General features: G+C 68.4%; 29 protein-coding genes. 20 read left to right on the top strand and 9 right to left on the bottom strand.

Going from position 1 to position 23,637, the window contains the following annotated elements; translation table 11 throughout:
• Window positions 1-165 precede the first annotated feature (165 nt).
• Genes phnE through phnC form a run of 3 tightly spaced genes read right to left on the bottom strand, consistent with a single transcriptional unit; the run spans window position 166 to window position 2,839 of the window.
• Entirely contained in the window at window positions 166-999 is an 834-nt protein-coding gene (gene phnE / locus ACHMW8_RS04475; RefSeq protein ID WP_125155193.1) for a phosphonate ABC transporter, permease protein PhnE, read from the bottom strand.
• A gap of 8 nt (window positions 1,000-1,007) precedes the next feature.
• Entirely contained in the window at window positions 1,008-2,033 is a 1,026-nt protein-coding gene (gene phnD, locus ACHMW8_RS04480; RefSeq protein ID WP_125155192.1) for a phosphate/phosphite/phosphonate ABC transporter substrate-binding protein, read from the bottom strand.
• Window positions 2,030-2,839 (bottom strand): phosphonate ABC transporter ATP-binding protein, encoded by an 810-nt coding sequence (gene phnC, locus ACHMW8_RS04485; protein WP_395444873.1) that lies wholly within the window; start codon window positions 2,837-2,839, stop codon window positions 2,030-2,032. Before phnC ends, phnD begins: the two co-directional genes overlap by 4 nt.
• A gap of 349 nt (window positions 2,840-3,188) precedes the next feature.
• On the opposite strand from phnC, the gene ACHMW8_RS04490 reads away from it, so the two are divergent.
• The 9 genes from ACHMW8_RS04490 to ACHMW8_RS04530 all read left to right on the top strand — a co-directional run bounded on the left by ACHMW8_RS04490 (window position 3,189) and on the right by ACHMW8_RS04530 (window position 10,984).
• Complete coding sequence (locus ACHMW8_RS04490; RefSeq protein ID WP_395444874.1) at window positions 3,189-4,448, top strand: type III PLP-dependent enzyme; 1,260 nt, start codon at window positions 3,189-3,191, stop codon at window positions 4,446-4,448.
• A gap of 140 nt (window positions 4,449-4,588) precedes the next feature.
• Entirely contained in the window at window positions 4,589-5,749 is a 1,161-nt protein-coding gene (locus ACHMW8_RS04495) for a 6-pyruvoyl-tetrahydropterin synthase-related protein (RefSeq protein WP_395444875.1), read from the top strand.
• Window positions 5,749-6,345 (top strand): hypothetical protein, encoded by a 597-nt coding sequence (locus ACHMW8_RS04500; protein ID WP_395444876.1) that lies wholly within the window; start codon window positions 5,749-5,751, stop codon window positions 6,343-6,345. Before ACHMW8_RS04495 ends, ACHMW8_RS04500 begins: the two co-directional genes overlap by 1 nt.
• A gap of 113 nt (window positions 6,346-6,458) precedes the next feature.
• The gene (locus ACHMW8_RS04505) at window positions 6,459-7,511 is read left to right on the top strand and encodes a deoxyhypusine synthase (protein ID WP_125155188.1); all 1,053 of its coding nucleotides are present in this window, start codon (window positions 6,459-6,461) and stop codon (window positions 7,509-7,511) included.
• Window positions 7,512-7,573: 62 nt separating this feature from the next.
• A complete protein-coding gene (locus ACHMW8_RS04510; RefSeq protein WP_395444877.1) occupies window positions 7,574-8,347 on the top strand; it encodes a phosphatase PAP2 family protein in 774 nt (257 codons plus the stop codon).
• Window positions 8,348-8,414: 67 nt separating this feature from the next.
• Window positions 8,415-9,212 carry a phosphatase PAP2 family protein gene (locus tag ACHMW8_RS04515; protein WP_395444878.1) on the top strand — a complete coding sequence of 266 codons (798 nt, stop codon included), beginning with the start codon at window positions 8,415-8,417 and terminating at the stop codon, window positions 9,210-9,212.
• A 42-nt stretch (window positions 9,213-9,254) separates the two neighbouring features.
• Window positions 9,255-9,740 (top strand): Fur family transcriptional regulator, encoded by a 486-nt coding sequence (locus ACHMW8_RS04520; RefSeq protein WP_125155822.1) that lies wholly within the window; start codon window positions 9,255-9,257, stop codon window positions 9,738-9,740.
• Window positions 9,741-9,785: 45 nt separating this feature from the next.
• Entirely contained in the window at window positions 9,786-9,971 is a 186-nt protein-coding gene (locus ACHMW8_RS04525) for a hypothetical protein (RefSeq protein WP_395444879.1), read from the top strand.
• Between the two features lie 65 nt (window positions 9,972-10,036).
• Complete coding sequence (locus tag ACHMW8_RS04530) at window positions 10,037-10,984, top strand: thioesterase family protein (RefSeq protein ID WP_395444880.1); 948 nt, start codon at window positions 10,037-10,039, stop codon at window positions 10,982-10,984.
• Between the two features lie 121 nt (window positions 10,985-11,105).
• Here the strand turns inward: ACHMW8_RS04530 and ACHMW8_RS04535 are convergent, their stop codons facing one another.
• Entirely contained in the window at window positions 11,106-11,996 is an 891-nt protein-coding gene (locus tag ACHMW8_RS04535; protein WP_125155183.1) for an alpha/beta fold hydrolase, read from the bottom strand.
• Window positions 11,997-12,070: 74 nt separating this feature from the next.
• Here ACHMW8_RS04535 and ACHMW8_RS04540 point away from each other — a divergent pair, with 74 nt between their 5' ends.
• Window positions 12,071-12,505, top strand: coding sequence for a DUF488 family protein (locus tag ACHMW8_RS04540; protein ID WP_395444881.1), 435 nt, complete (start codon window positions 12,071-12,073; stop codon window positions 12,503-12,505).
• Window positions 12,506-12,512: 7 nt separating this feature from the next.
• Here the strand turns inward: ACHMW8_RS04540 and ACHMW8_RS04545 are convergent, their stop codons facing one another.
• Window positions 12,513-13,301: an SH3 domain-containing protein gene (locus ACHMW8_RS04545; RefSeq protein ID WP_125155181.1), complete on the bottom strand. Its 789-nt coding sequence runs from the start codon at window positions 13,299-13,301 to the stop codon at window positions 12,513-12,515.
• 103 nt (window positions 13,302-13,404) lie between these two features.
• Here ACHMW8_RS04545 and ACHMW8_RS04550 point away from each other — a divergent pair, with 103 nt between their 5' ends.
• The 5 genes from ACHMW8_RS04550 to ACHMW8_RS04570 all read left to right on the top strand — a co-directional run bounded on the left by ACHMW8_RS04550 (window position 13,405) and on the right by ACHMW8_RS04570 (window position 16,264).
• The gene (locus ACHMW8_RS04550) at window positions 13,405-14,265 is read left to right on the top strand and encodes a crotonase/enoyl-CoA hydratase family protein (protein WP_125155180.1); all 861 of its coding nucleotides are present in this window, start codon (window positions 13,405-13,407) and stop codon (window positions 14,263-14,265) included.
• Window positions 14,266-14,532: 267 nt separating this feature from the next.
• Window positions 14,533-14,946 (top strand): hypothetical protein, encoded by a 414-nt coding sequence (locus tag ACHMW8_RS04555; RefSeq protein WP_395444882.1) that lies wholly within the window; start codon window positions 14,533-14,535, stop codon window positions 14,944-14,946.
• Window positions 14,947-15,199: 253 nt separating this feature from the next.
• Window positions 15,200-15,838, top strand: coding sequence for an MBL fold metallo-hydrolase (locus ACHMW8_RS04560; protein ID WP_395444883.1), 639 nt, complete (start codon window positions 15,200-15,202; stop codon window positions 15,836-15,838).
• Window positions 15,823-16,146 carry an MBL fold metallo-hydrolase gene (locus ACHMW8_RS04565; RefSeq protein WP_395445895.1) on the top strand — a complete coding sequence of 108 codons (324 nt, stop codon included), beginning with the start codon at window positions 15,823-15,825 and terminating at the stop codon, window positions 16,144-16,146. The genes ACHMW8_RS04560 and ACHMW8_RS04565 overlap by 16 nt, the downstream gene beginning before the upstream one ends.
• A 10-nt stretch (window positions 16,147-16,156) precedes the next feature.
• Window positions 16,157-16,264, top strand: a complete 108-nt coding sequence (locus ACHMW8_RS04570; protein WP_233586396.1) for a fumarylacetoacetate hydrolase family protein — start codon at window positions 16,157-16,159, stop codon at window positions 16,262-16,264.
• 3 nt (window positions 16,265-16,267) lie between these two features.
• Here ACHMW8_RS04570 and ACHMW8_RS04575 read toward each other — a convergent pair whose 3' ends face one another.
• Genes ACHMW8_RS04575 through ACHMW8_RS04590 form a run of 4 tightly spaced genes read right to left on the bottom strand, consistent with a single transcriptional unit; the run spans window position 16,268 to window position 19,995 of the window.
• The gene (locus tag ACHMW8_RS04575) at window positions 16,268-16,621 is read right to left on the bottom strand and encodes a c-type cytochrome (RefSeq protein WP_395444884.1); all 354 of its coding nucleotides are present in this window, start codon (window positions 16,619-16,621) and stop codon (window positions 16,268-16,270) included.
• Window positions 16,608-17,591, bottom strand: a complete 984-nt coding sequence (locus ACHMW8_RS04580) for a hypothetical protein (RefSeq protein WP_395444885.1) — start codon at window positions 17,589-17,591, stop codon at window positions 16,608-16,610. Before ACHMW8_RS04580 ends, ACHMW8_RS04575 begins: the two co-directional genes overlap by 14 nt.
• The gene (locus tag ACHMW8_RS04585) at window positions 17,588-19,366 is read right to left on the bottom strand and encodes a GMC family oxidoreductase (protein WP_125155176.1); all 1,779 of its coding nucleotides are present in this window, start codon (window positions 19,364-19,366) and stop codon (window positions 17,588-17,590) included. Before ACHMW8_RS04585 ends, ACHMW8_RS04580 begins: the two co-directional genes overlap by 4 nt.
• Complete coding sequence (locus ACHMW8_RS04590; protein ID WP_125155175.1) at window positions 19,363-19,995, bottom strand: gluconate 2-dehydrogenase subunit 3 family protein; 633 nt, start codon at window positions 19,993-19,995, stop codon at window positions 19,363-19,365. Before ACHMW8_RS04590 ends, ACHMW8_RS04585 begins: the two co-directional genes overlap by 4 nt.
• A gap of 49 nt (window positions 19,996-20,044) precedes the next feature.
• On the opposite strand from ACHMW8_RS04590, the gene ACHMW8_RS04595 reads away from it, so the two are divergent.
• The 5 genes from ACHMW8_RS04595 to ACHMW8_RS04615 all read left to right on the top strand — a co-directional run bounded on the left by ACHMW8_RS04595 (window position 20,045) and on the right by ACHMW8_RS04615 (window position 23,596).
• The gene (locus ACHMW8_RS04595; RefSeq protein WP_255414574.1) at window positions 20,045-20,170 is read left to right on the top strand and encodes a hypothetical protein; all 126 of its coding nucleotides are present in this window, start codon (window positions 20,045-20,047) and stop codon (window positions 20,168-20,170) included.
• A 253-nt stretch (window positions 20,171-20,423) separates the two neighbouring features.
• The gene (locus ACHMW8_RS04600) at window positions 20,424-20,822 is read left to right on the top strand and encodes an OsmC family protein (RefSeq protein ID WP_125155174.1); all 399 of its coding nucleotides are present in this window, start codon (window positions 20,424-20,426) and stop codon (window positions 20,820-20,822) included.
• Window positions 20,819-21,748 (top strand): AEC family transporter, encoded by a 930-nt coding sequence (locus ACHMW8_RS04605; RefSeq protein WP_395444886.1) that lies wholly within the window; start codon window positions 20,819-20,821, stop codon window positions 21,746-21,748. Before ACHMW8_RS04600 ends, ACHMW8_RS04605 begins: the two co-directional genes overlap by 4 nt.
• Before the next feature lie 346 nt (window positions 21,749-22,094).
• Window positions 22,095-22,457: a response regulator transcription factor gene (locus ACHMW8_RS04610; RefSeq protein ID WP_395444887.1), complete on the top strand. Its 363-nt coding sequence runs from the start codon at window positions 22,095-22,097 to the stop codon at window positions 22,455-22,457.
• A gap of 122 nt (window positions 22,458-22,579) precedes the next feature.
• Complete coding sequence (locus tag ACHMW8_RS04615) at window positions 22,580-23,596, top strand: DUF1427 family protein (protein WP_395444888.1); 1,017 nt, start codon at window positions 22,580-22,582, stop codon at window positions 23,594-23,596.
• Window positions 23,597-23,637 lie beyond the last annotated feature (41 nt).

Genomic DNA, 23,637 nt, shown 5'->3' on the forward strand with positions numbered 1-23,637 from the left:
AAACAGCTGTATGATCTCGATGAATATTCCACCCAATACTGAGGATCGAAGCCCAAAAGGCGCCACGCTCCGGCTCCGCGCGGAACGTCGGAAACGCGACGGGCGCGCCAGCGTTTGGCTGGCGCGCCCGGGTTTTTTGATCGGGCCGGAACGAAGGATCGGCGGCTAGAGCAGCCGCGTACGGATCACTTGCGACAGCAGGTCGATGATCGACACCGCCACGACGATGACCAGCACGATGCAGCCGGTCTGGTCGAACTGGAAGGCGTTGATCGAGTCGAACAGGATCTGGCCGATGCCGCCCGCGCCAATGATGCCCAGCACGGTGGCGGCGCGGGCGCTCGATTCGAAGCGGTAGAGCGCGTAGCTGGTCCACAGTGGCGCCACCTGCGGGATCACGCCCCAGACGATCTCCTGCAGCTTCACCGCGCCCGTGGCGCGCACGCCTTCGACCGGGGCCTTGTCGATCGACTCGACGGCCTCGGCGAACAGCTTGGCCAGCACGCCGCCGGTGTTGAACATGATCGACATCACCCCGGCGAACGGCCCCAGGCCCACGGCGGTGATGAAGATCAGGGCCACGACCAGGTCGGGGATCGAGCGGATCAGGTCCAGCAGGCGGCGAACCGGCTGCTGAATCCACACCGGCGCGATGTTGCGCGCGCCCAGCAGACCCAGCGGGATGGCCGCGATGATCGCCAGCGCCGTGCCCCACAACGCCATCTGGATGGTCTGCCACATCTTGCCGATGAACAGGCCCCACTCCATCGACATGAAGAGCTTGGGATCGGTGAACGGCTTGAAGAACAGCTTGGCGAAGCCGCTGGTCCGCTCGGTGTCGGTGAACAGCTGCGGGAACTTGTCGATCTCGGCCGGCCTGAAGCTGACGATCAGCAGCAGGATCACCCCGCCCCAGAGCAGGACGTCGAAGGCCAGGGCCGAGGCCGAGCGCTTGGGCGGCGCCGGGATGGCCCCATCACTTTTGGCGGCGTCGCTCATCGAGGACCTCAGTTGGCCGGCGTCGCGGCGACGCCCGCCTTGCCCTCGGCGGCGACGCGTTCGGCCTTGACGCCCTCCAGCGTCTTCTGGGCCGCGGCGATCTTGGCCTGGTCGCCGGACTCGCGAGCCAGGCCCAGCTGCTCGGTGGCTTCCATTTCGCGCACCACCAGCAGGTGGGTGTCATCCGCCGGCTTGAAGCCGCCGATCGACAGCTTCTTCAGATAGCCGCGCTGCTGCTGCGCCGCCGGCGTGTCGCCCTGGGCGTAGGTCAGGAAGAACTGGCGCAGCTTTTCCTTCACCACCGGGTCGAGATCCTTGCGCCAGACGATCGGGTCCTCCGGCAGGGTCGGCGACTCCCAGATCACCCGGATACGGTCGGTGACGCCCTCGCCGCGCGCCCTGGAGAGATTGATGGCGGTCGAGTTGTTGGTCGCCGCGTCCAGCTTGCCGTTGGCCACCGCGAACAGGTTGGCCTGGTGGTTGGCGCTGATCACGGTCTTGAAGCACTCTTCGGGTTTCTTGTTGGCCGGGATGAACACATAGGTCATCGGGGCCAGGGTGCCCGAGGTCGACTTCTTGTCGCCGATGCCGAAGTTCAGCGACTTGTCGCACTTCAGCAGGTCCTGGATCGTCTGGACCTTGCTGGCGGCCGGGACGATGATCACCGACTTGTAGCCGTCGGTGCCCGACGGATCGAACGTGCGGGCGAAGACCTCGCCGTTCGAGCGGCGCACGGCTTCCAGGCCCGATTGGTTCGAGAACCAGCCCAAATCCGTCTGCTTGGCGCCCATGGCCACGATCAGCGACGAGTAGTTGGACGAGAAGAACGGCTTCACCTTCAGGCCGGTCTGCTTCTCCATGTCGGCCAGGATCGGCTTCCAGTAACCTTCCATGTTCTGGGCGGACTCGGTCGACAGGATCGAGAAGGTGACCGTGTCCTTGGCGGCCGGGGCGTCGGACTTCTGGCCGCACGAGGCCAGGGCCAGGGCCGACAGGCCGGCGGCGAATACGAGGGCCGAGCGGCGGCTGATCATTGGGGAGCTCCTTCCCAGAACACGTCTTCGAATTCCGGGCCGTAGATATCGATGAGTTTTTCACGCTTCAGGCCGGAGGCCGGGCCGTCATAGACCTTCTTGCCGGCCTTCAGGGCCACGACCCGGTCGCAGTAGCGCAGGGCGTAGTCCACCTGGTGCAGGGTGACGACAACGGTCAGGCCGTCGCTTTGATTGAGATCACGCAGGATCTCCATGACCTTGCGCGCCGAGACGGGGTCGAGCGAGGCGACCGGCTCGTCGGCGAGGATGATCTTGGCCTTCTGGACCAGGGCCCGGGCGATGGCGCCGCGCTGCTGCTGGCCGCCCGACAGGGTGTTGGCGCGCTGGCCGGCATAGTCGGCGACGCCGACCCGAGCCAGGGCCGCCATGGCCGCTTCCCGCGTTTCCTTCGGCCACTGGCCGAACAGGCCCCGGACGAACGGGATCCGGCCCAGTGAGCCCAGGGCCACGTTGCTGAACAGCGACAGGCGGCCGACCAGGTTGAACTGCTGGGCGATGAAGCCGATGCGGATGCGCGCCTTGCGCACCTCGCCCGACACCCGGCCCTTGGCCTGCACCGGACCGCCGAAGGCCTCGATGTGGCCGCCCTCTTCGCCTTCTCTTGGGGCATCGATGGTCTGCAGGCCGTCGATGGAGCGAAGGAGCGTGGATTTCCCCGAGCCCGAAGGCCCGATGAGCGCGATCATCTCGCCTCGATTGACGTCGAGGGAGACGGTGTCCAGCGCACGGCGAGACCCGAAGGTCTTGGAGGCGGCGCGGATCGAGAGAACAGGGTCCGACGTCATGGTCGGGGCGAATCCTTAACGTGGTTTCGGTGCTTGGGAAATGCGTTCTCCGGTTTGGGCCAGGTAAGCAATGGATTTGTGACGGCCCGAGCCTCTTATCGGGTTCGGATCAAGCCATCCGGGACGGACAATGGGCCCCGTTTTTCTTGTCTGGAGCGCGTTCCGCGGCGAAACCGCCCATACTTTCGCCTGACGCGCGCCCCTGGATCGTTTGGTCTCAAACGGGGCCGCAAAAGGGACTTTACATCCCCGACCATTGCCCCTATCTCGCTCGCTCCGGCGGACCCGAAGTCCTCATAAGCGCTGCTAACGCCGGCCTGGGTTTAACTTCTGCAGGGGTCTACGTGAATTGCACACGTACCATACTCCCCTGGACCTGGTCCGTGAGCGGTCACCGGAACGTCCTGTCGCACTCGTGCGACCGGACGCGGTGTCGGTAGCGGCGCGCTGGTTCCAGTCCGAATTTAAAGGCGACGTCTTCTACGCGGTGAAGGCCAATCCTTCGCCGTGGGTGATCCGCGAGCTGGCGCAGGCCGGCGTGCGGTCGTTCGACGTCGCGTCGCTGAACGAGATCGAACTCGTGGCCAACGAGGCCCCGGGCTCGCGCATGGCCTTCATGCATCCGGTCAAGAGCCGGGTGGCCATCTCGGCCGCCTATTTCGACCACGGCGTGAAGACCTTCTCGTTCGACACCCACGAAGAGCTGGCCAAGATCCTGGACGCCACCGGCCAGGCCAAGGACCTCAACCTGATCGTCCGCATGGGCGTGCAGGCCGAGGGCGCGGCCTACAGCCTGTCGGGCAAGTTCGGCGTCGAGCCGCACAACGCCCCGGGCCTGCTGCTGGCCGCGCGCCGCGCCACCCAGGACCTGATGGGGCTCAGCTTCCACGTCGGCAGCCAGTGCATGCGCCCGACGGCCTATCAGGCCGCGATGGCCCAGGCCTCGCGCGCCCTGGTTCGCGCCGGCGTGCTGGCCGATGTCGTCGATGTCGGCGGCGGCTTCCCGTCGATCTATCCGGGCATGGTCCCGCCGGATCTCTCCGAGTACCTGGCGGCCATCGACCGCGGCTTCGCCGAGATGATGGTCCACGAGACCACCGAACTGTGGTGCGAGCCGGGCCGCGCCCTGGTGGCCGAGGCCTCGTCGCTGCTGGTCAAGGTCGAGCTGAAGAAGGGCGACGCGCTGTATCTGAACGACGGGTCGTACGGCTCGCTGTTCGACGCCGCGCACATGAAGTGGCCCTTCCCGGTCAAGCTGTACCGCAAGAACGGAGAAGTGGTCGAAGAGGGTCTCAAGCCCTTCCGCTTCTACGGCCCGACCTGCGACAGCGTCGATCACATGCCCGGCCCGTTCTACCTGCCGGAAAGCGTCGACGAGGGCGACTATATCGAGATCGGCATGCTGGGCGCCTATGGCGTGGCCATGTCGACCCGCTTCAACGGCTTCGGCGACAACGAGACCGCCGAGGTGCAGGACGCGCCGATGGCCTCGATGTACGGCCTGGCCAAGCGCTCGATCCCGGCGGTCCGCCAGGAGAACGAGGAGCGCAAGATCGTCCGCTTCTCGCGACCCAAGGGCGCGGCCGGCAAGCGCAAGCGGCGCCGCTAGACGCGGACGCCGCAACGATCCGGAGGCCAGGGCCTGTCCCTGGCCTCTTTCGTTTCGGCCCGACTTTTCAGCCTGAGATTGCGGCTGGACTTTTCCACGCGCGTCCGACACACGAACCGCTCGAATCCGGCGGAGCAGGCATGACCACGATCTCGGAATCCGAGCACGCGACCGACGCTCCATCGGGCCGCCAGCCGCGTCCGGTCATCGTCCTGGCCACCCTGCTGCTGACCGCTCTGCTGCTGGTGGGCTCGACCCTGGTCCGGGGCGCGGGTCCCAGCGACAGCGTGGTCTACAACACCGTCTGGGTTCACGAGTTCATCGAGGCCCTGCGCCGGGGCGAGCTGCCGCCGCGCTGGCTGCCCGGAGCCTTCCAGGGCCTGGGCGCGCCGTCGTTCTACTACTACCCGCCGATGGCCTTCTACGTGGCCGCCGTGGTCGACTTCGTCACCCTGCACAAGCTGAACGCCCTGCAGGTGACGGCCTGGGCGAACTTCCTGCTGCTGCTGGCCTCGGGCGGCGGCATGTTCGCCTGGCTGCGCGGCCGCGCCGGCGACCGCTGGGCCCTGATCGGCGCGGTCGCCTACATGCTGGCGCCCTATCACACGATCGACTTCTACTTCCGGGGCGCCTTCGCCGAGGTCACCGCCTACGCCGTCCTGCCCTGGTTGCTGCTGGGGCTGGAGCGCGCCGCCTCGCAGAGCCGGGGGGATCGCGCTCCTGGCCCTGAGCTACGCGGCCCTGATCCTGTCGCACCTGCCCAGCGCCCTGCTGGTCACGCTGATCATCATTCCGGCGGTCGTCGGCTGGCGGGTGTGGACCGCCGCCCCGGCCGACCGGATCGCCGTCGCCGCGCGCTGCCTGGCCGGCGGCGTGCTGGGCCTGGCCCTGGCGGCCGTCTATCTGGGTCCGGCCCTGCTGATGCAGAAGGACGCCCAACTGGTCTGGCTGTGGGGCGGCGACACCGACGGCTGGAGCCTGCTGGCCTTCAGCCGCTGGCCGGCCGGCGGTTTCATGACCAAGATCGCCCTGTCCAGCTGGTGCGCCGGCGCGGCCGGCCTGGCCGCCCTGCTGGCCGCGATCGACGCCCCGCGGCGCCGCACGGCCGTTCCAGCGATGCTGTTCGGCGCGGTGGCGGTGCTGGCCACCGTCCTGCACGCCCTGCCCTGGGTGTGGAAGGTCCAGCCGCTGTCGCAGGTGCAGTTCGCCTATCGCATCATCGTGGTCAGCGAGGCCGCCGCCGTGGCCGCCGTCTGTCTGGCCGCCGTGTCCGGCCGCCCCCCGTCGCCTGGCGGCGCTGATGGTGGTCCCGGCGGTGCTCGCGGGCTGGCTGCTGGTCCTGGCCTGGCCCGGCCTGCGCGCGGTAACCACCATCCCCGTCGACCCGGGCGGCGAGGCCCTGATCGCCGCCGGCCGCGCGCCGAACGAGCACCTGCCCGCCGGCTATCCCGTCTATCCCGCCTTCGACGACCACGACCTGCTGAACGCCTTCCCCGGCCAGCCGCTGGTGGCGCTGGGCGAGGCCGGCGGCAAGGTGCTGGCCGCCAGCGGCTTCCCGGACGGCAGCGTGGCCATGGATCTCGACCTGCCGGCCCCGACCACGGTGACGGTCAAGCGCTTCTACTTCCCCAGCTGGCGCGCCGAGCGCGTCGACGGCCGCCAGAAGACGCCGCTCCAGGCCCAGCCGATCGGCGCGACGCGCTTCGTGTCGTTCCAGGCCCAGGCCGGCCGTCACGTCTACCGCATCCGCCAGGCCGCGACGCCGGTGGAGCGCGCCAGCAACGCCGTGACCCTGGCCGCGCTGCTGGTCGTCGCCGCCCTGCTGGCCGCGCCGGCCGTGACGCGTCGGCGACGCGCGCGGCGGGAAAAGACGGAAACCGCGATTGGGACTCGATAATCGTCGCAAACCTTCTATATAGCGCGCCCTTGCAACCAATCCCCTCGCCGGTCGCTCCGTCCCGGCGTGCTCGCGGGACACGACGGGCGCTCACCTTCAGAGGATCCTCTGTCATGAACGCTCCCGTTCCGAACAACACCAAGGCCGAACTGCTGCAGACCGTCGTCGAGCACATCGACATCACGTCGTTCGACGCCCGTCCGATCATCGACTCCATGCGCAAGATGTCGTTCTCGAGCCGCGACACCGCGCGCGCCGCCGACATCTTCAACATGGCCCTGGCCGACAAGGGCTGCTCGCCCTGGCTGATCCTGGCCGGTTCGACCTCGGCCGGCGGCTGCATGCACGTCTACCGCGACATGGTGAAGAACGGCATGATCGACGCCGTGGTCGCCACCGGCGCCTCGATCGTCGACATGGACTTCTTCGAAGCCCTGGGCTTCAAGCACTATCAGGCCGCCGGCCCGGTCGACGACAACGTGCTGCGCGACAACTACATCGACCGCATCTACGACACCTATATCGACGAAGAAGAGCTGCAGAACTGCGATCACACGATCCTGGAGATCTGCAACCGCCTGGAGCCGCGCGCCTATTCCTCGCGCGAGTTCATCTGGGAAATGGGCAAGTGGCTGAGCGAAGGCAACGCCAAGAAGCCCGGCTCGCTGATCCAGACCGCCTATGAAGAAGGCGTGCCGATCTTCTGCCCGGCCTTCGTCGACAGCTCGGCCGGCTTCGGCCTGGTCAAGCACCAGAAGGAAAAGATCGCCGCCAAGCAGCCCTATCTGATGATCGACGCGGTCGCGGACTTCCGCGAACTGACCGACATCAAGATCGCGGCCGGCACCACGGGCCTGTTCATGGTCGGCGGCGGCGTGCCGAAGAACTTCGCCCAGGACACCGTCGTCTGCGCCGAGATCCTCGGCGTCGAGGCCGACATGCACAAGTACGCCGTCCAGATCACTGTGGCCGACGTCCGCGACGGCGCCTGCTCGTCGTCGACGCTGAAGGAAGCCGCCTCGTGGGGCAAGGTCTCGACCACCTACGAACAGATGGTCTTCGCCGAAGCCACCACGGTGGTGCCGCTGATCGCCAGCGACGCCTATCACCGCGAAGCCTGGAAGGGCCGCGAGAAGCCGCGCTGGAACAAGCTGTTCGGCAAGTAAGCTTGATCCGACTCCAGTGAAAATGCAGGGTCCCCGGAATTGCTCCGGGGGCCCTTTTTCATATGCGTATTCTGGCCTTGGCCGCCCTTGTCGCCCTCACGGGCTGCGCCACGCTCGGCGGCGACACCGCCCCGGCGGGCCGCTACCTGACCAAGGCCCAGTTCGACGCGCGCGATCATCTGGCCCCGCCGCCGGCCAAGGGCTCGCCGGAGGCCGAGAAGGACCGCCAGATCTTCCTGGCCACCCGCAAGCTGGAAGGCACGCCGCGCTGGACGATCGCAAAGGCCGACGACGAGGAGGAGAACGTCCTCGCCGCCTTCACCTGCGCGCTGGGCTACACGCCGACCCGCGAGAAGAACCCCAAGCTGGCCGCCATGCTGCTGCGGATGAGCCGCGACGTGCGCCCGGCAGTGTCGGGCCCGAAGATGAAGTACCTTCGCGCCCGCCCCTTCCGGTCGCAGGGCGGGCCGTTGTGCATCAAGCCCGGCCTCGGCTTCTCGCTGTCGCCGGACTACCCATCAGGCCACGCCACCTGGGGCTGGACCGTGGGCCTGCTGCTGGCCGAGGTCGCGCCGGACCGCTCCGAGGTCATCCTGGCCCGCGCCCGGGCCTTCGGCGAGAGCCGGGTGATCTGCGGCGTTCATAACGCCAGCTCGGTCGAGGCCGGCCGCAAGAACGCCGAGACCCTGTTCGCCGCCTTGTGGGGCTCGGAGGCCTTCAAGAACGACCTGGCCGGCGTGCGGGCCGAGCTGGACGCCACCCGCGCCCAGGCCTCGCCGCCCGATCCGGCCCGCTGCACCGCCGAGGCCAACCTGCTGAGCGCGCCGCTGCTCTAGTCGCGGCCTTGCGAGTGTCACGCTTGGGAGTCAGGGTCCGCCGCATCATTGTTCGGGACCTGTCTTCATGCGCTTCAAGCTCGCTCTCGCCGCCGGCGCCGCCCTAGCCATCGCCGCCTCGGGCCTCGCGGTCTCGGGCATGGCCTTCGCCCGCCAGGAGACCCCCGCGCAGAAGGGCTACCTGCCGCCGGGCGCGCTGGACACCTCCAAGATCCTGCCGCCGGCGCCCAAGGAAGGCGAGGCGCGCTACGAGAACGACCGCAAGATCTTCCTGGCCACGCGGGGCCTGAAGGACACCCCGCGCTGGACCCTGGCCCAGAACGATGTCGACGAGCGCAAGATCATCGGCGACTTCGCCTGCGCCCTGGGCTTCACGCCCGACCCGCAAAAGCTGCCAAAGACCACCGCCCTGCTGATGAAGCTGCGCTTCGACGTGATCGACGCGGTCAACAAGCCCAAGGACCTCTACCAGCGCAAGCGCCCCTACCTGATCGACGAGGGCCCGATCTGCGTCGACAAGACGGACGGCCTGGCCCAGAGTCCGGACTATCCGTCGGGGCACACCACCTGGGGCTGGACTGTCGGCCTGATCCTGGCCGAGGCCGATCCGGCCCACGCCACGCCGATCCTGGCCCGGGCCCGCGCCTTCGGGGAAAGCCGCCTTGTCTGCGGCGTGCACAACAACAGCGCGGTCGAGGCTGGCCGCACCAACGGCGCGGCGCTGGTCGCGGCCCTGCACGGCTCCAAGGCCTTCCGCGACGACGTCGACGGCGTGCGCGAGGAGATCGCGGAAGCCCGCAAGGCCGCGACCGCCCCAGCCCAGTGCGACGCCGAGAGCGCGCTGGTGGCCAAGTCCCCGTACTAGGCGAAGGTTGCGCTGGAGAGCCGTGGCCTCTACCTGTTGGCCATGGCCCACGGCTCTCCTTGCGGACACGATCACCATAATCACGGCGTCGCCGGCGCGAGCCTCGCGGCCGAGCTCGAGGCGGCCGAGGCCCGGTGCGCGGCCGCCGAACAACGCCTGACGGCCCCGCGTCGCCGGGTGCTGGAGCTGCTGCTGGAAGCCGGCCAGCCGGTGAAGGCCTATGACCTGATCTCGACCTTCGGGGGCGACGGCCCGCCGGCCAAGCCGCCGACCGTCTACCGCGCCCTCGACTTCCTGGAGAAGCAGGGGTTCGCTCACAGGATCGAGAGCCTCAACGCCTATGTCGCCTGCCGCAAGGAGGCCGACGGTCACGCCGCCGCGTTCCTGATCTGCGACTGCTGCGGCGCGACCCGCGAGATCGAGCCCAAGGCCAGCGCCGAGATCATCGCCGCCGGCGCCGCGGCCGGCTACGCCCTGACCGCCGTGACCATCGAGGCCCACGGCCTCTGCGCGGACTGCCGGAACTAGGTCACGCCCAGCCCGGTTGTCTCCTCGAACCGCGAGGAGATCGTCATGGCCGACCAACCCAATACCGATGGCCGCGAGGCCAACGAGGCCGAACCGCTGGGCGACTTCACCGCGCTCGGCGGCAAGAAGGCGGTCGAGAAGACCGGCGAGGAATCGCGCAAGCGCGCCGGGCCCGACGGCGGCGACGCCAAGGAAGTCGGCGACACCTTCAAGAACTCGGGCAAGCGTTAAGCTAGCCAAGCTTCGTCGAACACCGCTAGGCTCGAACGGCTGTTCAACACCGTGCGAGAGACGCCATGACGACCGCTGAGACCCTCCCCGGCGTCGAGATCTGGCGGGGAGGCGTCAACACCTGGGACTGCGACGAGATGGGGCACATGAACGTGCGCCACTACGTGGTCCGCGCCCAGGAGGGCCTGATCGGCCTGGCCGCCGAACTGGGCATGCCCCAGGCCTTCTCGCCCCACGCCAACGCCACGCTGCTGGTCAAGGAACACCACATCCGCTTCCTGCGCGAAGCTCACGCCGGCGCGCCGCTGACCATGCTGGGCGGGGTGATCGAGATGGGCGAGACCGAGGCCAGGCTCCTCCAGCTGCTGATCCACCCGGCCTCGGGCGAACTGGCCGCGACCTTCCAGACCACCGTGGTCCACGCCACCCCGCGCGAAGGCCAGCCGTTCCCCTGGCCCAGGATCGCCCATCAGCGCGCCGAGGCGCTGAAGGTCACGATCCCCGAGAAGGCCCGCGCGCGCAGCATCGACCTGTCGCCGTTCGCCCCGACCGCCAGCCTGGAGCGCGCCGACGCCCTGAGCCTCACCCGGATCGGCCTGGGCGGCCTGCTGCCATCCGATTGCGACGTGTACGGAAGGATGCGCGCCGAGCAGTTCATCGGCCGGGTCTCGGACGGCATCGGCGCGTTCATCCACCCGTTCCGCGACGTCGTGGTCGACCACGCGGACTCCAGGCCCTCGCGGTACGGGGGCGCGGTCCTGGAGTACCGGATCGTCTACCTGGCATGGCCCCGGCCCGGCGACCGCGTCGAGCTCCGCTCCGGCCTGATCGGCACGGACGCCCGCACCATGCGCATGGCCCACTGGATGCTGGACCCGGCGACGGGGCAGCCGTGGGGAACCTCGGAAGCCGTAGCGATCACCTTCGACCTCGATGCGCGCAAGGTGGTGCCGGTGACGGACGCGGCGCGAGCGGCCCTTGCGGCGCATGAGGTGGAGGGGCTCAGCCTCTAAGCCCCATTCTTGTCATCCCGAAAGCCTCGCAGAGGCTGTCCGGGACCCAGGAGTCACCGCCCGGCCATTGGCCCCTGGGTCCCGGCTCGGCGCGCTACGCGCTTGGCCGGGATGACAGTTCCTATTGTGTCGCCATGTCGAACAGCGCGTCGCGCACCACGTCCGGCCGTTCCATGGGCAGGAAGTGGCTGGTTCCCGCGATCGTCTCGATCTTCACGTCCCGGCCCCGCCGCGCGAAACCGTCGCCGGCCATGCAGGTCGAGTGCTTCTCGGCCTTGAGGATGCGCACGGGCGCCTTGACCCGCTTCACCGCCCGCCAGGGATCATGCGCCTGGGCCGCGTAGTTCGAGGCCTCCCACGCCGGCGCGCAGGCCAGCTCGACCTTGCCGTCGTCGCGGGCGACGAAGCCGCCGGCGACATAGTCGGCCAGCATGGTCTCCGGCCAGGTCTTGAAGGCCCCGCGACCCTTGTAGCCGGCGAACACCTGCTCGCGGTCGTCGAACACGGCCCGGCGGCGGAGGGCCGACTGGACCAGGGGCATGTGCTTCCAGAGACGGCCCGAGGTCCACGGCGCCTTGGCGTAGAGGGTGGCCAGCCACGGCATGATCACCGGGTCCAGCAGGACCAGGCCCTTGACCCGGTCCGGACGCTCGGCGGCGGCCAGCAGGCTGACCGTGCCGCCCATCGAGTGGCCGGCCAGCACCAACGGCGGGCCGTCCAGGACGTCGAGCAGTCCGGTCAGGTCGTCGCGCAGGTCGCGCCAGGACCGGCGGCCCTCGGGATTGGCGGGCAGGGTGGTGTCGCCATGGCCGCGCTGGTCGATGGCCAGGATCCGCAGGCCCGCGCCCAGCGGCGACAGCAGCACGCGATAGGTCTGGGCGTTGAAACCGTTGGCGTGGACGAAGACCACGTCGATCGGCCGGTCCTGGGGGCCGAACTCCAGGGCCGCGATCTCGCCGCCGGGCACGGCCACGGAGCGCTTGCGAGGTTCGCGAAAGACGGCCGCGTCCATCGACTTGGCTCCCTTGGGACTGATGGGCGTTAAGGTAGGCTGGCGGAGACCCCGCGTCCATGGAGCCTCGCGATATGAATAAGCTCGCCACCATCGGCTACGAAACCGACACGCAGGGCGGCATGATCGCGCGGCTGAAGGCGGCCGAGGTCGAGCTGGTCGTCGACGTCCGCGCCGTGGCCAGTTCGCGCAAGGCCGGCTTCTCAAAGACCCTGCTGGGAAACAGCCTCAAGGACCAGGGCGTCGACTATCTGCACCTGCGGCCGCTGGGCACGCCGAAGGCGGGCCGGGATGCGGCGCGGGCCGGGCGCACCGACGAGATGCGCGCCATCTTCAACGCCCATCTCGAAGAGCCCGAGGCCCAGTTGGCCCTGGCCCAGGCGACCGACCTGGCCAAGACCAGGCGGATCGCCCTGCTCTGCTACGAGGACGATCCGAACTGCTGCCACCGGCAGATCGTCGCCGACCGGATCCGTCAGACGCTGAAATGCGAGGTCATCGACCTCTGAACGCCCCTTAGGCCTGGGTCACCTGCCACTCGCCGCGCGCGTCCTTGCAGGCGCTGTAGCGCTGGCTGGTGGCGCGCTGACCGCCGCCTGACACCGAGGCGTCGATCACGCGGCAGCTGGCGACCTGCTGGCCGTACGGGCGCACCAGCGATGCGGCGGCGTAGCCGACGCCGTAGCCGCCGCGACCGACCAGCACCCAGCCGCCCGTCGGGACCACGCCCAGGGCGTCGAAGCTCTCGCCCGCCGCGATCTTGCCGACCACCTTGGCCTTGGTCGACGGGCCCGCGCGCAGGTTGGCCGTGGAACTGGCGACATAGGCGCCGCCGGCGGCTTCAAAGCTGGGCAGGCTCTGAACGCCGGCCGAATAGCGCAGGTCGCGGCCGTCGATCGGCGGGCCGTAGCTGGACGAGACCACCGCGATGCGGCCCGAATTGCCCGTGCGACTGTTGGACCAGGTCTGGGCGACGCCGGTCTCCAGCGCCTTCTTGGTGGCCTGCTCGGCCAGGGCCGCGTCGGTCGACTGCATGCGGCAGCCGATATAGCCGCCCGCGGCCGCGCCGGCGGCGGCGCCGACCAGCGTGCCCAGGGTCTTGTTCTTGCCGCCGATCTTGTTGCCCAGCAGGGCGCCGGCCGCCGCGCCGATCAGGGCGCCGCCTTCCTGCTTGCCGCCCGAGCCTTCGCAGGCGAACAGGCCGCTAAGGCCGCGCGATTGGGCCAGGGCCGGAACGGGTGCGGCGGCCAGGCTGGAGGCCGTCACGGCGATCGCCAGGGCGGCGGAAATCTTGCGGGTGGTCATGGCGGCGTTCCTCTTCCGTCAGGTCAGTGTTGTGGTCGCCCTCGCCCCGGTTGATAGTCCGTGATCAACGATCATCAAACCTATCCATGGGGGAGAGCCAGGCATGAGTGGCCACGATCAGAACGAGTATAGCTGTTTCAAGGTCGAGATCGAGGCCGGCGTCGCGCACATCCAGTTGAAGCGTCCCGAAGCCATGAACACCATGACACGGCCCTTCTGGAACGAGCTTCCCGCGATTGTAAAAGATATTGATGACAACGCGCGCGCCCGCTGCATCGTCATCTCCTCGACGGGCAAGCACTTCAGCGCCGGCATGGACCTTTCGGTGTTCACGGACGACGAGGGCGTCACCGCCCGCCAGGACGCCGACCGCTGGGTGGCCGCCGAGAGCTTCCGGCGCTTCGTCCACGTGCTGCAGGACAGCTTCAGCTGCCTGGACAAGGCCCGGATGCCGGTGATCATCGCCATCCAGGGCGGCTGCATCGGCGGGGCGGTCGATTTCGTCAGCGCCTGCGACATCCGCTACGCCAGCGCCGACGCCTTCTTCCAGATCCAGGAAATCAACATCGGCATGACCGCCGACGTCGGCACCTTCCCGCGTCTGTGCAAGCTGATTCCCGAGGGCTGGGTGCGGGAGCTGGCCTATACCGGCCGCCGCCTGCCCGCCCAGCGCGCCCGCGACATCGGCCTCGTCAACGAGGTGCTCGACACCCACGAGGAGGTCGTCGCTCACGCCCTGGCCACGGCTCGGGAAATCGCCGGCAAGTCGCCGCTCGCCGTGGCCGGCAGCAAGGTGATGATCAACTACGCCCGCGATCACTCGATCGCCGACAGCCTGGACTACATCGCCACCTGGCAGACGGGGATGTTCTCTGGTCCCCACATGGCCGAGGCCTTCACGGCCAAGGCGCAGAAGCGGGACCCGGTCTATCCGGACCTGCTGCCGCTGAAGAAGAAGATGTAGCGCTCATCCCTCTCCCGGTCCGAACGCCGGCGGGAGAGACCGGCCCGCCGGCTCTGGACGGGATGCTGAGCGCCCTGCCCGACGGCTTTCCGCCGTCGATCAGCGACCCGATCGCCGAGGGCGTCCGCGCCCCGCATGGTTCCTGAACGCCGCGAGCCCCCCATTTCGCGCGATATTGGTACAAGCCAGCCCTGCGGCAATTCCCCAGTGTACGGCGCCGGCCCTCGATCGAGGATTGCCGGACGGACCTTCGAACGAGGACGCCCCATGCAAGCCGCGCCGCCGCCTGTGGTCACACAGGAGCTCAGAATCATCGATCCGGAGGGCCACGACCGTATCGTTATGTCAGCTGCTGGAGGCGCGCCCCAGATCAAGATGATGCGTCCCGACGGCCATGACGGCCTGGCCATCACGCTCGATGGCGCCGGGCGCGCCAGCATAAGCCTGGCCAACCCCCTGGCGACCGGCCCGAAGGCGGCGCTGGAGGTCGACGACAAGGGGGCCCACGTGAAGTTCGACCGTGAGGGCGGGGCGTCGAGCTACCTCTTTCTGAACAACGAGGGGGCTTCGGGCGTGGTGCTGATCGACAGCCAGGGCGTCCGCCGACTGAACATCACGCTCGATGCCGCCGGAACGGTCGCGATCACACGCTTCGACGCTCAAGGTCGGGCGCTGCCCTAGGTCCGCGTCCGGCCGTCGGCGGTCGAAGCGGAAGTTGCGCTTTCAAAGAGAAGTGAACATGCGTCCGGGACCGCCTCTGTGGCGGCCAGGCCGCCCGCCGAGCGCGGTAAGTGACGGCCGTGAGACCGTCGCTCCCCGCCGCGCCTCGCTGCTTTTCAGCACGCGGGACCAAACCTCCGCTCATACAAGCAAGCCAGCCGGGCGCCCGCGTGAGACCAATTAGCTTCAGCATTTCCCTATGGAGGTTTCCGCCATGCGCATTTTGCCGCTCTTGATCGGCGCCGCCGCCTTCCTGGCGCCGATGGCCGTCCCGGCGCTCTGCGCCGCCGCCGAGCCGTCGCCCACGGTCGCCACGTTCCGCCTGAAGGTCGGCGAGGCCAGCATCGTCGCGCTCAGCGACGGCGTCTTTCCTCTCCCCGCCGACCAACTTCTGATCGCGGACCGCCCCGGAGTGGTCGAGCCGTTGCTCCAAAAGGCGGGTCTTCCGGCGGCGCCGGAGACCACGGTCAACGCTTTCCTCATCGAGGTCGGCGGACGCCGCATTCTCGTCGACACCGGTTCCGGCGCGCTGCTGGGTCCAAGCCTGGGGGGTCTCGCCGCCTCCCTCAAGGCTGCGGGCTACGCTCCCGACCAGATCGACGAGATCTTGATCACGCATCTTCACCCCGACCACGTCGGCGGACTGACGGCCGACGGCGGAGCCGTCTTTCCCAATGCGACCGTGCGCGTAGCCAAGGCAGACGCCGACTACTGGCTCGACAAGGCGCATCAGGCCAGCGCCGATGCAAGCGTCAAGGGCGCGTTCGACGGCGCAGCCGCCTCGCTCGCCCCTATATCGCAGCGGGAAGGTTCAAGCCTTTCGAGCCCGGCCAAGCCCTGTCCCCCGGCCTGACGGCGCTGTCGACACCCGGTCACACTCCCGGGCACGCCTCCTATCGCCTGGTCAGCAAGGGCCAGACGATCGTCTTCTGGGGCGACATCGTTCACGTCGCGGCAGTTCAGTTCCCCGATCCGGCGGTGACCATCCATTTCGACACCGATCCGACCCAGGCCGCGGCCACCCGCAAGGCGCTCTACGAACAGGCCGGCGGGAATCATGCGCTGGTCGCCGCCTCGCATATCGCCTTCCCCGGCGTCGGCCGCGTCAGCCAGGTCGGCAAGACCTTCATCTGGTCGCCGGTCTCCAACGTCGGGCGCTAGCCCCGCCGGCGTGGGCTTTGCCCGCAAGCCGCCGCTTTGGATGCAGCCGGGCGATATCTGCACCGTCGAGATCGAGCGGGTGGGCGTCCTGCGCAACCCGATCGTCCAGGGCGGCTAAGGCCTACCGGCCGGCCGAGGCGCGCCGGACCCTGGCCACCTCGCCGCGGCTGACGGGGCGCGCCTGGTTGCCCCAACTCGTGCGAACATAGGTCAGGAGCTGGGCCATTTCGCGATCGTCCAGGCGATCGGCAAACCCCGGCATCGAGAACTGGGCGGGCGAGCTGGGCGTCAAGGGTGTCTGGCCCCCGAACAGCGCGATGCGCACGATCGACTCGGCGCGCTCGTCGACCACGGCGGGATTGCCGGCCAGCGGCGGAAAGACTCCGCTATAGCCGCGGCCGTCCGATCGGTGGCAGGCCGCGCAATTGTCGAGATAGGCCTGCGCTCCCGGCGAGGACAGCTCACCGACCTTCAAGCGGCGCGCCTCGGCCGCATCGTAAGCGAAGGCGCGACCAGGGGGCTTGGGCAGGGATTTCAGGAAGCGACCGATCGCCTCGGCGTCGCCCGGCGTCAGGCGGGCTGTCCCATGCTCGATGGCCGGCGCCATCGCCCCGAAGGCGGCGCCGCGAGCGTTGCCGCCGTGACGCAGGAAGTCGGCGATGTCCTGTGACGTCCAGTCGCCAAGGCCGCCTTGCCCGCCTGCCCGCAGGCTCGGCGCGGACCAGCCATCGATGCTGGCGCCGGCGAGGAAGGCGGGTCCTTCGGCGGCCGAGCGCGCCTTGACCTGCAGGGCGCCCCCCTCGGGGTGTGGCAATCGCCACAATGGCCGGGCCCTTCGACGATGTAGGCGCCCGCGCGACGGCCGGGTCGGCAGCGCTCGGCGGGGCGATGGCTTCCGGGGCCTTGGCGAACAGCCAGCGCCACAGGGTGAGCGGGAAGCGCATCGAGAGCGGAAAGAGGATCTCGTTCCTGGGCGCCGGCGTGGCGGCGGGCGCCACGCCGGCGGAGAAATAGGCGTAGAGCGCCTCGGTGTCGGCGCGGCTCATGCGCGCGTAAGCGACGTAGGGCATGGCCGGGTAAAGCGACTGATCGCGCCGATTGACGCCATAGCGGACGGCGCGATCGAAGTCGCCGAAGCTCCACCCGCCGATGCCGTAGGTCTTGTCGGGGGTGATGTTGCTGGTCATGACCTTGCCGATGGGCAGCGCCATGGCCAGCCCCCCGGAATAGTCGGGACGGTCCGGGACGCTGTGGCAAGCCGCGCAATCGGCGAGCCGGGCGACATAGGCGCCGCGGGCCACCAAAGCCGGGGTGACCGGCTGCGACAGCGTCTCGCGGCGGTCGCCCGCCGCTCGATCCGACAGCGCCGTCGCGGTCAACACCGCTCCCCCCAGCACGGCGGCGGCCCCGCCGACCAGCCAAGCCTTTTTGGCGATCGGCGTCATGCGTCCACCAGCGGACCGGGGGCCTTCAGATAGCGATCGCGGATCTCGGCGGCCGAGAAATAGGCCAGACCCGCCAAGAGGCCGGTCGGATTGTAGCCGAGGTTCTGCGGGAAGGCGCTGGCGCCCATCACGAAGAGGTTTGGCACGTCCCAGGACTGGGAGTAGCGATTGATGACGCTGGTCGCGGGATCGGCGCCCATGATCGCGCCGCCCGTGGTGTGGGTCGACTGATAGCGGCGCACGTCGTAGTTCTCGCCGGGCTTGATCAAGTTGACGCCGATCGACTTGGGCTTCATGGCCTCGACGATGGACCTGGCCTTGGCGTTGGCGTGGGCCGCCAGCCGGTACTCGTTTTCATGCCAGTTGAAGGTCATGCGCAGCAGCGGCTGGCCGAGTGCGTCGCGATAGGTGGGATCCAGGTCGAGATAGGCGTCGCGGTAGGACATCACCGCGCCCATCGTCGCCACGCTCATGCTGTGGCCATAGTGTGCGGCCGCGGCCGCCTTCCAGCCAGCCCCCCAGCGGGGCGCATCCGGCGGCAGGTTCATCTGCTCGATAGGTCGCGCGCCCGTGGCGCCGGCGAAGATCAACGAGCCGCCGATGAAGCCGAGGCCGGTGTGATCGAAGTGGTCGGAATTGAAGTCGTCGATCACCTGCTGGCCGCCAGCTCCAGCCCCGATAAAGGGGTTCAGGTGGACGTCCTTGTCGAAATAGGCCGAGACCGACGAGACCATCTGGTAGGCGTAGTTCTTGCCCACCACGCCCTTGCCGGTGGCCGGATCATAGGGCTCGCCGATCCCCGACAGCAGCAGGAGACGCACGTTGTGCATCTGGAAGGCCGAGAGGATCACCAGATCGGCGCGCTGCTCGATCAGATCGCCCTTCTCGTCGACATAGGCCGCGCCGACGGCGCGCTTGCCGTCGCTGTCCAGCAGGATGCGGGTGACCTGGGCGTTGGGGCGCACCTCCAGGTTCGTGCGGTGCTTCAGGATCGGCAGGATGGTCGTCTGCGGCGAGGCCTTGGAATAGAGGAAGCAGCCGAACCGTTCACAAAAGCCGCAGAGGTTACAGGGCCCCATGCGCACCCCATAGGGATTGGTATAGGCGCGCGAGGCGTTGGCCGCGGGCATCGGAAAGGCGTTGTAGCCAAGCTCTCGCGCCGCCCTTGCGAAGCGGATCGAGCTTTCGATGTCGGCGACAGGCGGATTTGGAAACGCATCGCTGCGCGGACCCTCGAAGGGGTTGCCGCCCGGCATCAGGGTTCCGCGCAGATTGCCCGCGCGCCCCGAGACGCCCGCCACCTTCTCGAAGTGGTCGAAGTGCGGCTCCAGCTCCTCGAACGTGACGGGATAGTCCTGGATGGTCATGTCCGGCCCGATGGCCTGGGCGCCGTAGCGCTCCAGAACGTGGCTGCGAAATCGCAGATCCTCGGGCGAAGCGCGCCATTGCTGGCCGTTCCAATGCGTCCCCGCTCCGCCGACCCCGTTGCCGAGCACGAAGCTGCCGTATTGGCGATAGGGAACGGCCTCCTGATCGAGGCGATGGCGGATGGTCACGGTCTCCCGGGCCAGCGGTTGCCAGTACTCGCCCCGGATCCCGTGTCGAAGTTCGTCAGCCACCTGGGGATAGGAAAAGTCGGGGCTTGTGTCGCGCATGGGTCCGCGCTCGAGGGCCACGACGGAAAGACCCGCATCGGTCAGGGTCTTGGCCATGATCGCGCCGGTCCAGCCATAGCCGATGATCACCGCGTCGACGGGTTTGGGACGTGGGCTCATCCGAACTTGCGCCCGCCGATCGAGACCGGGCCCAGCGGATAGGGCGCGCCGGGCTTGTCCATCCAGTCGGTAAAGTCGGCCCGCGCGCCCGGAAACCCGACCATGCGCCAGGCGGCCATGCCGCGATTGCCGCCGTGGATCGGGTCGGAAAAGTACCCTTCCCGGGTGTTGCGCCAGGCCAGGTCGAAGAATGCGGAGGCCGAGACGCCCTCGAGACCCACGCCGTCGGCTTCGACGAGTTTCAGGTAGGCGTCGCGCGCATCCGGGGAGAGCGCGGCGAAGGCTTTGCCGTGACGCCGGCGGACATCAGCGTCCAGGCCCGCGATCGCCTGGCGATACAGCGCGCGCGGCGTATGGGGATGCTGATAGCCGAGCGTGGCCGGCGCGTCCGGGTGGAAGGGGCCGCTCATGTACCAGTAAGCGCCCGCGCCGTAAGGACCGGCCAGTTGCAGGTCGATGAAGCCCGGAACACCTGCCTCGATCGCGCCGGGTCCGGTCGCGTCAGGCGGAATAAGGCGGTCGACCCACGCATTGACGAAACGCCATTCCGCGCGCGTGAAAAACTGTGGCTCTCGGTCATCGAGCTGCGGCGCCGCCGAAGGCGCGCACCCGCTGACCATGCCGGCCATGCCTCCGACCGCGAGGGGTCCAACACCGGCGGCAAGGACCGCGCGACGCGTGGGCCTGCTCGGCTGCGACGCGGGCCAGGATGGCTCGAGCGCCGGCGCGTCGGGCGCTGGCGAGGACGTGTTCTCGGCCTCGGTCACGGGCTTCTCCACGATGACGATCACACCGCAAGGCTAGCCAGACGAACCTTGGCTCGACATCCATACCAAGGGTCTAGGCTTGGCGTGCGCCGCCGCAGGCCAGAGACCGCGGCGCCGGAAGAAGGCGAGGCAATCCAGGGCCCTAATCTTCGGGGTGAAGCCCCCAACCTTGGTATGGGGCCCCGCGGACAGGCGAGAACATCGCGCCAATTCCAGCCAAATCACCGCCAAAGCCGACACGACGCGCCGACGGCGCGGGCGCAAGACGGCGGGGGAGAAGGAGAATAATCATGGCCTCTCGCGCCCAAGGCTCGACCTCCCCCACGCCCTTCCAGGTGATGATCGACGTCGGCGGCCACAGGCTTGTCGCCGATGAGCCCCACGCCCTGGGCGGAACCGACGCGGGGCCTTCCCCCTTTGGCTTGGTCTTGGCGGGCCTGGTGGCTTGCACCGGCACGACCTTGCGCATGTACGCCGAGCACAAGGGGTGGGCGCCGGTCGAAATCCGCGTCGAACTGGCCTTGGACCTGCGCGGCGAACGACCCTTGATCGATCGCAAGGTCGTGGTCGTCGGCGCGCTCGACGAGCCGGCGCTGTCGCGCTTGCGCGATATCGTCGAACGCACGCCCGTGACCCTGGCGCTCAAGTCGGGATTCGACATCGCCACCGAACTTGGCGCGACCGCGTGACCGCCCTGGCGACCATCGTCCTGCCGATCTTCGCGCTGATCGTCGCGGGCTGGGGTGCGCGCCGCCTGAACTGGTTGGGACCGACCGCCGCGCGCGAGCTCAACCGCTTCGTCGTCTGGCTCGCTCTGCCGGCCTTGATGTTCGACATCATCGCCAAGGCCCAGTGGAGTGAGCTCTACCGACCCGGGTTCATCGCGGTCTTCGGCCTGGGCTGTCTTTTGGTCTTCTGCGCGACCACCGCGTTCAGGATGGCGAGCGGCGCCGCCGCAGCGGATGCCTCGGTCGACGGACTTACGGCCGGCTACGCCAATGTCGGCTTCATCGGCTTCCCGCTTCTTGGAGCGGCGTTCGGCCCGACCAGCATGGTGCCGGCCAGCATCGCCTCGATCATCACCGTCTGCCTGCTCTTCGCTGTCGCCCTGGTCGTGGTTGAGGCAGGTTCCGCCGCCAAGGGCAGCGCTTTGAGCATTACGGCCAAGGTCACGCTTGCCCTGGGCAAGAATCCCATCGTCATCGCGCCGATCGCCGGCGGCCTGATGTTGGCTTCGGGCTGGACGCTTCCGGCCGGGATCGATCGGTTCCTGACCTTGCTGGCCTCGGCCGCCAGCCCCGCCGCGCTGGTCTCCCTGGGCCTGTTCCTGGCCGGTTCGCCCGGCAAGATCGCCTGGCCGGTGGTCACGCCGCTCGTGGCGGCCAAGCTGATCGGGCAGCCGGCGGCGACCTGGCTTCTAGGACGCTACCTCCTGCCGCTCCCGCCCGGCGACCTGGCGATCGCGGTCATCCTGGCGGCCCTTCCCACGGGAACAGGTCCCTACATGGTCGCAGACCTCTATCAGCGGGATGGCGCGATCGTCGCCAACGGGGTTCTGCTTTCGACCATCGTCTCGATCGCGACCGTGACCGTGCTTCTGGGGGTGTTCGCATAGCGGCGCGCCGTCGGACGGATTTGGCCTGATTGTCCAATTGCAATATTTTGCAGGCTGGCCGAGGGCGCGGCGAGTATCAGGAAGTCTTGTCGGCGCGCGCAAACGCGATACGACCGCCTCCGGCGGGCTCCACAACGGTTTGCGCGCGCCCCTGAAGGCTGCCGGCGAGCGGCCCTTTGCGGCGCCGAGGCGCTGCCCTGGAGCCGGCGGCCAACGCCCGCCGAGCCGGGAGTTTGCATAAAAAATCACAGTTCACCCTAAACTTGTGTAGGGGTTTGAACCGGTTTCGACAGGGTCTAAGGCGTGAAGCTCTTGCGCTCACGGCGAGCGCATACCGAGATCGCTCATGACCCAGCGGCGCGCCATCGCGCTCATCGACGACGACGCCTTGGTGCGTTCGAGCATGACGAGCTTGTTGCGATCGTTCGGGCTGTCGGTTCGCGCGTTCGATTCGGCCATCGCCTTCCTCGAGCTTGACCCCTCGCAGTGGGACTGTCTGATCTCCGACGTCCACATGCCGCAAATGTCGGGCCTGGACCTGGCCCGCCGGCTGTTCGAGAGCCATCCCAGCCTGCCGATCATCCTGATCACGGCCTTCCCCGATGCGGGTGTGCACGAGCAAGCCGGCGTTACGCGTCGCGTGCTTGAAAAGCCCTGCGCGCCCGAGGCCATCCAGGAAGCCTTGGAAACATTCCTCGGCCCTCTGTAGCCGGGCGGTTCACGGTCACGGTCGGATCAAGTCAGACCAAATCGCCGTGGACTGGAACAAGACCCCCCAACGCCTCGGCGACAGTATCGACGGACCATTCTTTCCGCAGCAAGGAACCGCCGATGCCGATCAAGGCCACCCCCACGCCGGGCGCTCAACTGATCTCGCCCAAGGATCACACGCTGATCATGATCGATTTCCAGTCGCAGATGGCGTTTGCGACCAACTCGATCGATCCTGTCAGCCTGCGCAACAACGCCGCCCTGGTGGCCAGCGCCGCCGCCGGCTTCGGCGTTTCAACGATTTTGACCACCGTGGCCGAGAAGAGCTTCTCCGGCCCGATGTTCTCGGAAGTCACCGATCCGTTCCCAGGCGAGAAGCTGCTGGACCGCACCTCGATGAACACCTGGGAGGACGCCGCCGTCATCGACCGGATCAACGCCATCGGCAAGGACCGGATCGTGCTGGCGGGCCTGTGGACCGGCGTCTGCATCGTCGGCCCCGCCCTCTCGGCGCTGGCCCAAGGCTATGAAGTCTATTTCATCTCCGACGCCTGCGGCGACGTCTCCGCCGAGGCGCACGAGCGCGCCGTCCAGCGCATGATCCAGGCTGGCGCCCGGCCGATGACCGCGCTGCAGGTACATGCTGGAGCTTCAGCGGGACTGGGCCCGCAGCGAGACCTACGACCTGACCACCGGCATCGCCAAGAAGTACGGCGGCGGTTACGGCCTGGGCATCATCTACGCCAGGACCATGTTCAACGCCTCCGAAGCCCACTGACCGCGATGGCGCGCGGCCTGCTGGCCGCGCGCGTGTTCCCATTCCATCCGCGCGGGAGAGTTCCGATGAAGATGTATGTTGTCGCCCTGGGCGTCGGCCTGCTGGTGGGCGCGATCTACGGATTGCTGCATGTGCGCTCGCCGGCTCCGCCGGTCGTGGCTCTGGTCGGGCTGCTGGGCATGCTGGTCGGCGAACAGCTGGCGCCGCTGGCGCGCGAGGCCATCGCCGGCCGATCGCTGGCCGCCTACCTCCACATCGGCGCGACCCATCACGTGTTCGGCAAGCTGCCGGATGGCGCGACGCTCGCCCAGGCCAAGGCCGCCGCCATCAAGAGCGCGCACGAGAGGTCGCAGACATGACGCCCTCGCGCCGCTCGGTCATGGCCGCGGCCCTGGTTTCC

Source organism: Caulobacter sp. UC70_42, from assembly GCF_044056025.1.
GTDB lineage: Bacteria > Pseudomonadota > Alphaproteobacteria > Caulobacterales > Caulobacteraceae > Caulobacter.

Bases quoted from the DNA above. Each gene is read 5' to 3' on its own strand.
- ACHMW8_RS04520 (WP_125155822.1), top strand. From the start codon at position 9,255: ATGGCCCACGGCTCTCCTTGCGGACACGATCACCATAATCACGGCGTC.
- phnC (WP_395444873.1), bottom strand. From the start codon at position 2,839: ATGACGTCGGACCCTGTTCTCTCGATCCGCGCCGCCTCCAAGACCTTC.
- ACHMW8_RS04505 (WP_125155188.1), top strand. From the start codon at position 6,459: ATGAACGCTCCCGTTCCGAACAACACCAAGGCCGAACTGCTGCAGACC.
- ACHMW8_RS04600 (WP_125155174.1), top strand. From the start codon at position 20,424: ATGGCCTCTCGCGCCCAAGGCTCGACCTCCCCCACGCCCTTCCAGGTG.
- ACHMW8_RS04585 (WP_125155176.1), bottom strand. From the start codon at position 19,366: ATGAGCCCACGTCCCAAACCCGTCGACGCGGTGATCATCGGCTATGGC.
- ACHMW8_RS04545 (WP_125155181.1), bottom strand. From the start codon at position 13,301: ATGACCACCCGCAAGATTTCCGCCGCCCTGGCGATCGCCGTGACGGCC.
- ACHMW8_RS04580 (WP_395444885.1), bottom strand. From the start codon at position 17,591: ATGACGCCGATCGCCAAAAAGGCTTGGCTGGTCGGCGGGGCCGCCGCC.
- ACHMW8_RS04560 (WP_395444883.1), top strand. From the start codon at position 15,200: ATGCGCATTTTGCCGCTCTTGATCGGCGCCGCCGCCTTCCTGGCGCCG.
- ACHMW8_RS04510 (WP_395444877.1), top strand. From the start codon at position 7,574: ATGCGTATTCTGGCCTTGGCCGCCCTTGTCGCCCTCACGGGCTGCGCC.
- phnE (WP_125155193.1), bottom strand. From the start codon at position 999: ATGAGCGACGCCGCCAAAAGTGATGGGGCCATCCCGGCGCCGCCCAAG.
- ACHMW8_RS04525 (WP_395444879.1), top strand. From the start codon at position 9,786: ATGGCCGACCAACCCAATACCGATGGCCGCGAGGCCAACGAGGCCGAA.
- ACHMW8_RS04610 (WP_395444887.1), top strand. From the start codon at position 22,095: ATGACCCAGCGGCGCGCCATCGCGCTCATCGACGACGACGCCTTGGTG.
- ACHMW8_RS04495 (WP_395444875.1), top strand. From the start codon at position 4,589: ATGACCACGATCTCGGAATCCGAGCACGCGACCGACGCTCCATCGGGC.
- ACHMW8_RS04615 (WP_395444888.1), top strand. From the start codon at position 22,580: ATGCCGATCAAGGCCACCCCCACGCCGGGCGCTCAACTGATCTCGCCC.
- ACHMW8_RS04555 (WP_395444882.1), top strand. From the start codon at position 14,533: ATGCAAGCCGCGCCGCCGCCTGTGGTCACACAGGAGCTCAGAATCATC.
- phnD (WP_125155192.1), bottom strand. From the start codon at position 2,033: ATGATCAGCCGCCGCTCGGCCCTCGTATTCGCCGCCGGCCTGTCGGCC.
- ACHMW8_RS04515 (WP_395444878.1), top strand. From the start codon at position 8,415: ATGCGCTTCAAGCTCGCTCTCGCCGCCGGCGCCGCCCTAGCCATCGCC.
- ACHMW8_RS04500 (WP_395444876.1), top strand. From the start codon at position 5,749: ATGGTGGTCCCGGCGGTGCTCGCGGGCTGGCTGCTGGTCCTGGCCTGG.
- ACHMW8_RS04535 (WP_125155183.1), bottom strand. From the start codon at position 11,996: ATGGACGCGGCCGTCTTTCGCGAACCTCGCAAGCGCTCCGTGGCCGTG.
- ACHMW8_RS04540 (WP_395444881.1), top strand. From the start codon at position 12,071: ATGAATAAGCTCGCCACCATCGGCTACGAAACCGACACGCAGGGCGGC.
- ACHMW8_RS04590 (WP_125155175.1), bottom strand. From the start codon at position 19,995: ATGGCCGGCATGGTCAGCGGGTGCGCGCCTTCGGCGGCGCCGCAGCTC.
- ACHMW8_RS04530 (WP_395444880.1), top strand. From the start codon at position 10,037: ATGACGACCGCTGAGACCCTCCCCGGCGTCGAGATCTGGCGGGGAGGC.
- ACHMW8_RS04550 (WP_125155180.1), top strand. From the start codon at position 13,405: ATGAGTGGCCACGATCAGAACGAGTATAGCTGTTTCAAGGTCGAGATC.